The organism is Algoriphagus sanaruensis, assembly GCF_001593605.1.
GTDB lineage: Bacteria > Bacteroidota > Bacteroidia > Cytophagales > Cyclobacteriaceae > Algoriphagus > Algoriphagus sanaruensis.
In genome coordinates, this window is record NZ_CP012836.1 from 3,802,830 (window position 1) to 3,810,000 (window position 7,171).

Sequence of the window (7,171 nt, forward strand, 5' to 3'; positions counted from 1 at the left end):
GCTTTTATTTTGGTAATTTCACAGCGAATTCTAGCCCATGAAGTCCATCATCAGTTTTGTCATCCGTTACGTTCCGAGACCTTTTCTCCAAAAAGTAAGTCCATTTATTATGAAATTGGCTTCACTTTTCAACCAAGGAAATGACGTAACATGCCCGGTATGTGAAAGTCATTACAAGAAATTTCTACCCTATGGGCGAGTGGCCAGAGAAAACGCGCTATGCCCCAATTGCCTTGCCCTTGAGAGACATCGATTAATGTGGCTTTTTTTGAAAGAGAAAACCAACTTTTTTAGCTCCTCATTAAAAGTCCTACATGTCGCTCCAGAGCATTGTTTCATTGATCGATTTGAGAAACTATCCAATCTTGACTACATCACGGCTGACATCGAATCTCCACTAGCCAAGATTAAAATGGATGTCCATCAGATTCCTTTTCCTGCAGACACATTTGATGTGATTTTTTGTAATCATGTTTTGGAACATGTAGAGGACGACCTATTAGCCTGCTCAGAATTTAACAGAGTTTTAAAACCTGGAGGATGGGGGATTCTCCAATCTCCAGTTTATGATCTCGAAAAAACCATAGAAGACAAATCCATCACCGACCCTGCTGAAAGGGAACGCTTATTTGGCCAAAGAGATCACGTTAGAAAATTTGGAAAAGATTATGCTGAACGATTAAGAGGTTCTGGACTTGAAATTGAGGAAAATTTCTTCGTTAAAGATTTACCACAAGAAATTGTAAAAAGATTCGCCTTGCCAGAAAATGAAGTGATTTTTGTTTGTAGAAAAGGGAACTAAGCCACAACTTTTTTTTTCACCCACTCAATAACTAATCCGGTCCCATAGGAACACAACTGAATTAAGGAAGTCAAAAGACTCAGAAGTGAAACTTGGAGCGAATTATACTTAATCAAGGAAGATAGCAAAATAGCTCCAGCCCATCCTGCAATAAGAATAAGCTGGGTAATAAAAACCTGCGAATTGATAATTGCCATAAAGGGACAACTTATCAGGAAAATAAGAAAAGCGGAAGGAAGCAAATGAACCACCTTGATCGCATCAGGATGAAACCTCGATACATTCACCCTATTTTGACCAAATGAAAAAGCTTGGTTGGCAAATGATTTAAGCGTGCTTTTGCGCTTATGGTAAACAAAAGCTTCTTCAATTAACTCTAACTTAAATCCTGATTTTTTTATCCGAATACTCCACTCAATATCCTCTCCTCGATTAGGATCAACGAATCCACCAATTTTTTCAAAAACCTTTTTTGAGACTCCCATATTGAATCCTCTTGCTTGAAACTTTGATGGATCTTTCAACTTTCCACGAATTCCCCCTGTCGTCCAAAATGAAGTCATAGCAAAGTCCATTGCCTTTTGCAAGGTAGAAAAGCTCTCGTCAGAACGGTCCGGCCCACCAAATGCATCTAATTTCCTTAATTGGATTTGATGAAAAAGGATTTCCAAATACTTTTCAGGCAATAACACATCCGAGTCAAGAATCACAAAAAATTCACCTTTTGCCTGATCCATTCCGAAATTTCGAGCAAATCCCTGCCCAGAATTCTTTTGATAAAAATACCTTAAAACGAATCTTGGGTTAAATTGATTACATACTTCCTCTGCAGTAAGGGTAGACCCGTCTTCAATAACCAGTACCTCAAAATCCACAAAAGTTTGTGAGGCAATCGTGGTTAATAAGTCTTGGACTTCTTCTGGGCGATTATAAACGGGAATGATGATCGAAAAAAACATCACTTGTAAAAATTGACTTCCTCATCAATTTTATATTCAGCTTCTTTTGACTGACTTGAAGTCATCAATTCAGCAATAAATCCGGTTACAAATAACTGAACACCTATAATTATCGCAACCAAGGCAAGAAAAAACAAAGGTTGATCGACAATTTCCCGGACATTTTCCCCTTTACTCAGTCCGTATATCTTTTGGAAAATCAACCAAGAAGTAATCAGAAATCCACCTAGAAAGGACAATGAACCTAATGACCCGAAAAAATGCATGGGCTTCTTTTTATATCGATGGACAAATGAAACAGTAATCAAATCCAAGAATCCATTTAGAAAACGCTCAAGTCCAAACTTGGAATAACCATACTTCCGAGCTCGATGTTGAACTACCTTCTCTCCAATTTTGGGAAAACCATTCCATTTTGCCAAAAGAGGAATATAACGGTGCATTTCCCCGTAAACTGATATATTTTTAACCACCTTTTTTCGATAGGCTTTCAAACCACAATTAAAATCATGCAACTCAATGCCAGAGATCCATCGGGTAACTCCATTGAAAAACTTACTAGGGATCGTCTTAGAAAGGGGATCATGACGCTCTTTTTTCCAACCTGAAACCACATCTAGCCCTTCTGAAACCATTTGAAACAAACCTGGGATTTCATCTGGACTATCTTGCAAATCAGCATCCATAGTTATGACAACTTCTCCTTCAGCACGTTTAAACCCGGCATCTAAGGCTGCTGATTTCCCATAATTCCGAGTGAAGTTCAAGCCTTTTATACATTGATTCTGCTCCGAAATTTGTTGAATTATATCCCAAGAACGATCTGTACTACCGTCATTTATAAAAATGATTTCATAAGAAAAGCCGTGCTCTTGCATTACACGGCTTATCCAATTAGTCAATTCAGGGAGAGATTCTTCCTCGTTAAAAACAGGAATAACTACGGAAATTTGAATCATAATTAATAATCAAGGGATTTGTCGCGCTTTTTCAAAATCGCCCCCAAAATTAAAGCAATTATTGCATAAAAAATAAGGCCAAATAGAAAGCCTTGTAGTTGGCCGGTTAGGGTAAAACCAGAAGCCGACCGGTCTCTAATGTCTTGCAGTTGCTCTGGAGTAAGGGAATCGGGATTAGCCCCAAAACTTTCCATCGCACTTAAACTTGTTTCAAAAGCCAAGTCAGCAAGGACTTCAGGCAGAGCAGGATCAATAACATGATAAAGCAATATTTGCCCTACTAAAGATATTAATCCAGAAATCACAATAGCGATAAAGCTAAAATTAAAAGCTGACCCAAAACTAATAAAGCCCCCTTGCTCAACCCGATATTGCTTACCAAAATAGATGATAAGAATAAAAAAGATGGCTAGTGCAATAAGACCAAACCACCACTTAGTCAATAAACTAGAGTCGATAAAATACGCCAAATAAGTAAGGATCAGAGACACCAATCCAATGGTGATTCCTGGTTTTAATGCAGCGCTAAAAGGAGATTGAGTTTGTACTTCCATATCGGATTTAGGTTGGATTTTTTCTTAAAATAATCGAAATAATAATGCTAAAAAACATTCCAGGGATGATTTTCCATAATCCATCGTTCAGCGCGACATCCCATCTATCCATTGAAATCATATTTTCTCGAGTTGTTCGGTAGGATTCTTCTCCCACCTGATCAATAATTTTGATCATACTTTCATCCAAAACAGAAAGTTTTACCTGTTTTATGGTAGCAAAAACATCAGGCTCCAAAAGTAGAATTATCCAAATTCCGATTGAAGAAATTACAGCAATCAACAAATAGGTAAGGAAGCCAACCGTCATTCCTTCAGCAAATGAAAGGTATCCATTACCAGTATAATCCTTGAAAAATTTAATAGATAAAAACAGGGCTATTGGAGTCACCACGTATCCGAAAACCAAGTTTAAATTGGTTGGATCAGCATATAAAAATGAAAGAATTAAAAAAGATAGAATTGAAAGTCCACCACCTAAAATTCCAAATTGATACGAAGATTTAAAATAGTTATGCTTCATAAACCTTCACCAACTGGCCACCCTTAATCATGTATTTAACCATTCCCTTGAGTTTTTGGCCATACCATGGATGGTTAGAAGAAAGAGATCTATTTGCTTTTTCGTCGTAAATCCATTCCGTATTAGGATCGAAAATAGTCCAGGCTTCTAGTGTATGTCCCAAAATAGAAGCAGGGCCTTCTGTTATTTTTTGTATCAACAATTCCCAACCTATTTCATTGGAAAGGATAACCAACGCTGGTAAAAATGTCTGCAAACCAGACATTCCAAATGATGCTAAATCAAATTCAGAGAATTTAGAGTCAAAATCCTGAGGATTATGATTAGAAACGATTGCATCAATAGTTCCATCTTTTAACCCTTCAATAATAGCAAGACGATCCTCATTCCCTCTAAATGGAGGTTTAACTTTAAAATTTGAATCAAATCCTACCAAATCTTGCTCTGAAAATATAAGTTGGTAAATCGACACATCAGAAGTCACAGCCAATCCCTCTTCCTTTGCTTTTCGAATTAACTCAACACCTTTTTTTGTACTTAGAGATTGAAAATGGACCCTACCTCCAGCATATCTCAAAATATCTAAATTCCGTTGAATTGCGATGTCTTCAGCTAGATTAGGAATACCCTTCATGCCTAATGCAGTTGAAATTTCCCCCTCATGCATTTGACCAAAAATGGACAACAGCGGATCATAGGCATGATCAAATAAAACACCATCAAATTTTTTCAAATATTGAAGGATTTTCATGTATCGATCTGGATTAGCCAAAGTCTTCAACCCATCTCCAAATACTTTAATTCCACCTTGAAAATGCATATCAAGTATCTCAGTCAAATCTTCACCTTGGCAGTTTTTAGTGACGGCACCCATGACTTCTAGGTCAACCAAGTAGTCCCTGGATTTGGAATGGATGAATTCAACCTCTGATTTTGACTGAATCACTGGATCAGTATTTGGCAAAACAATAGCCTTTGAAAATCCTGATACCAATAAAGAATTACATAATGATTCAATTGTTTCGCGATATTCTAGTCCGGGTTCTCCCATAGAACACCGAAGATCTACCCAGCTCCTAGTAATTACGCATCCAGTTAAATCCAATACTTGAACTTCAGAAGCTCCTTCTTCAAAATCAATTTCCCGAATTAAATCACCTTCTATCAAAAAATTTTTCGGAGATTGAATTACTCCTTTATCGATCAAACTTAGGTTTTTTAATAGATAAGCCATCCCTTTAGATTTCCTGCAAAGCTGCAATTTTATTCCTTAAAAGAAAAGAAACCATCTAAGAAGAGCTGATTCAAAGTTTTTAAAATGGAAAAGAATCCCAAATTCAAAAGGTATAAATACTTCTAAAAAAGGGGGATAAAATAAGAAGGAATAAATACAAAACTCCAAGCCATAAAAAAAGCCTTCAGGGCTTAGCTGAAGGCTTAGAATAATGTGGCGGCGACCTACTCTCCCGGGAGTAACCCCAGTACCATCGGCGCTGCAGGGCTTAACTTCTCTGTTCGGGATGGGAAGAGGTGGGACCCCTGCGCTAGGCCGCCTAAATCTTTATACCTTGCGGTATCTAATATCTTGTGTTCTTCGGTCTTCAGTCTTTCGACTTCAGGACTCTTTTAACATATTTCGTAGAAACTGTAACAAACTGTAGGTAAGCTTTCGGGCAATTAGTACTGCTCAGCTATGCCATTGCTGACTTTACACCTGCAGCCTATCAACCTCATCGTCTCTGAGGGCCCTATATGGAAGTCTCATCTTGAGGGGAGTTTCGCACTTAGATGCTTTCAGCGCTTATCTCTTCCCGACGTAGCTACCCGGCAGTGCAGTTGGCACCACAACCGGTACACCAGCGGTCAGTCCAACCCGGTCCTCTCGTACTAAGGTCAGGTCCTCGCAAACTTCCCACGCCCGCAACAGATAGGGACCGAACTGTCTCACGACGTTCTGAACCCAGCTCGCGTGCCACTTTAATCGGCGAACAGCCGAACCCTTGGGACCTTCTCCAGCCCCAGGATGTGACGAGCCGACATCGAGGTGCCAAACCTCCCCGTCGATATGAGCTCTTGGGGGAGATCAGCCTGTTATCCCCAGCGTACCTTTTATCCTTTGAGCGACGGCCCTTCCATTCAGAACCGCCGGATCACTATACCCGTGTTTCCACCCTGCTCGGCTTGTCGGCCTTACAGTCAAGCTCCCTTATGCTATTGCACTCCTCGTACGGTTACCAAGCGTACTGAGGGAACCTTTGGAAGCCTCCGTTATCCTTTTGGAGGCGACCACCCCAGTCAAACTACCCACCAAGCAATGTCCCCCTTCAAGGGGTTAGATACCAAACAAACAAAGGGTGGTATTTCAACAGTGGCTCCACGAATCCTGGCGAACCCGCTTCATAGCCTCCCACCTATCCTACACATCATTTGTCCAGTACCAATGCTAAGCTGCAGTAAAGGTGCATGGGGTCTTTCCGTCCCGTTGCGGGTACACGGCATCTTCACCGTGACTACAATTTCACCGAGCTCATGGCTGAGACAGCGCCCAGATCGTTACACCATTCGTGCAGGTCGGAACTTACCCGACAAGGAATTTCGCTACCTTAGGACCGTTATAGTTACGGCCGCCGTTTACTGGGGCTTCGATTCAATGCTTCGCTTGCGCTAACATCCCCTCTTAACCTTCCAGCACCGGGCAGGTGTCAGGCCTTATACCTAGTCTTTAAAACTTCGCAAAGCCATGTGTTTTTGTTAAACAGTCGCCTGGGCCTCTTCACTGCGGCCTCCATCGCTGGAGGCGCCCCTTCTCCCGAAGTTACAGGGCCATTTTGCCGAGTTCCTTAGCCATGATTCACTCGAGCACCTTAGGATTCTCTCCTCGACCACCTGTGTCGGTTTGCGGTACGGGTGCATATACGCTTAACGCTAGAAGTTTTTCTTGGAAGCCCTTAGGATCACTATCCAATTGTCCGAAGACGCTCGGTACTATCACGTTCGGCTAAAGCTGCGCATTTAACTACAGCTCCAATACCTACTCGCTTCAACCCGGTATTCCGTCACCGGGCGGATCTTTCATCACTCCGTCTCTCCTTTGCCTGTATACACAGTACGGGAATATTAACCCGTTGTCCATCGACTACCCCTCTCGGGTTCGCCTTAGGTCCCGACTGACCCTGATCCGATTAACGTTGATCAGGAAACCTTGGTCTTTCGGTGTGAATGGTTCTCACATTCATTATCGTTACTTATGCCTACATTTGCTTTTCCAAAAACTCCAGCACCCCTTACAGGATACCTTCACCGCCGTTGGAATGCTCCCCTACCACTGCATTGCTGCAATCCTTCGCTTCGGTACTAGATTTGATGCCCGATTA

At 41.1% G+C, this 7,171-nt stretch carries 6 protein-coding genes and 2 rRNA genes (1 of these 8 running past the window's edge); 1 reads left to right on the plus strand and 7 read right to left on the minus strand.

Features of this window, described 5'->3' with window-relative positions; all coding sequences use genetic code 11:
* Positions 1-37 precede the first annotated feature (37 nt).
* Positions 38-802 (plus strand): class I SAM-dependent methyltransferase, encoded by a 765-nt coding sequence (locus AO498_RS16610; protein WP_067550048.1) that lies wholly within the window; start codon positions 38-40, stop codon positions 800-802.
* On the opposite strand, the gene AO498_RS16615 is transcribed toward AO498_RS16610, so the two are convergent.
* The 7 genes from AO498_RS16615 to AO498_RS16645 form a co-directional block, all read right to left on the minus strand.
* The gene (locus AO498_RS16615) at positions 799-1,761 is read right to left on the minus strand and encodes a glycosyltransferase (RefSeq protein WP_067550050.1); all 963 of its coding nucleotides are present in this window, start codon (positions 1,759-1,761) and stop codon (positions 799-801) included. The genes AO498_RS16610 and AO498_RS16615 overlap by 4 nt on opposite strands.
* Positions 1,761-2,720: a glycosyltransferase family 2 protein gene (locus AO498_RS16620; RefSeq protein ID WP_067550052.1), complete on the minus strand. Its 960-nt coding sequence runs from the start codon at positions 2,718-2,720 to the stop codon at positions 1,761-1,763. The genes AO498_RS16615 and AO498_RS16620 overlap by 1 nt, the downstream gene beginning before the upstream one ends.
* A 2-nt stretch (positions 2,721-2,722) precedes the next feature.
* Positions 2,723-3,274 (minus strand): DUF4199 domain-containing protein, encoded by a 552-nt coding sequence (locus AO498_RS16625; RefSeq protein ID WP_067550054.1) that lies wholly within the window; start codon positions 3,272-3,274, stop codon positions 2,723-2,725.
* Positions 3,275-3,281: 7 nt separating this feature from the next.
* Entirely contained in the window at positions 3,282-3,797 is a 516-nt protein-coding gene (locus AO498_RS16630) for a DUF4199 domain-containing protein (protein WP_067550056.1), read from the minus strand.
* A complete protein-coding gene (locus tag AO498_RS16635; RefSeq protein ID WP_067550058.1) occupies positions 3,787-5,031 on the minus strand; it encodes a dihydroorotase in 1,245 nt (414 codons plus the stop codon). The genes AO498_RS16630 and AO498_RS16635 overlap by 11 nt, the downstream gene beginning before the upstream one ends.
* A gap of 211 nt (positions 5,032-5,242) precedes the next feature.
* Positions 5,243-5,354, minus strand: a 5S ribosomal RNA gene (gene rrf / locus AO498_RS16640).
* Between the two features lie 100 nt (positions 5,355-5,454).
* Positions 5,455-7,171: ribosomal RNA gene (locus AO498_RS16645) — 23S ribosomal RNA — on the minus strand; it runs 1,148 nt beyond the window's last position.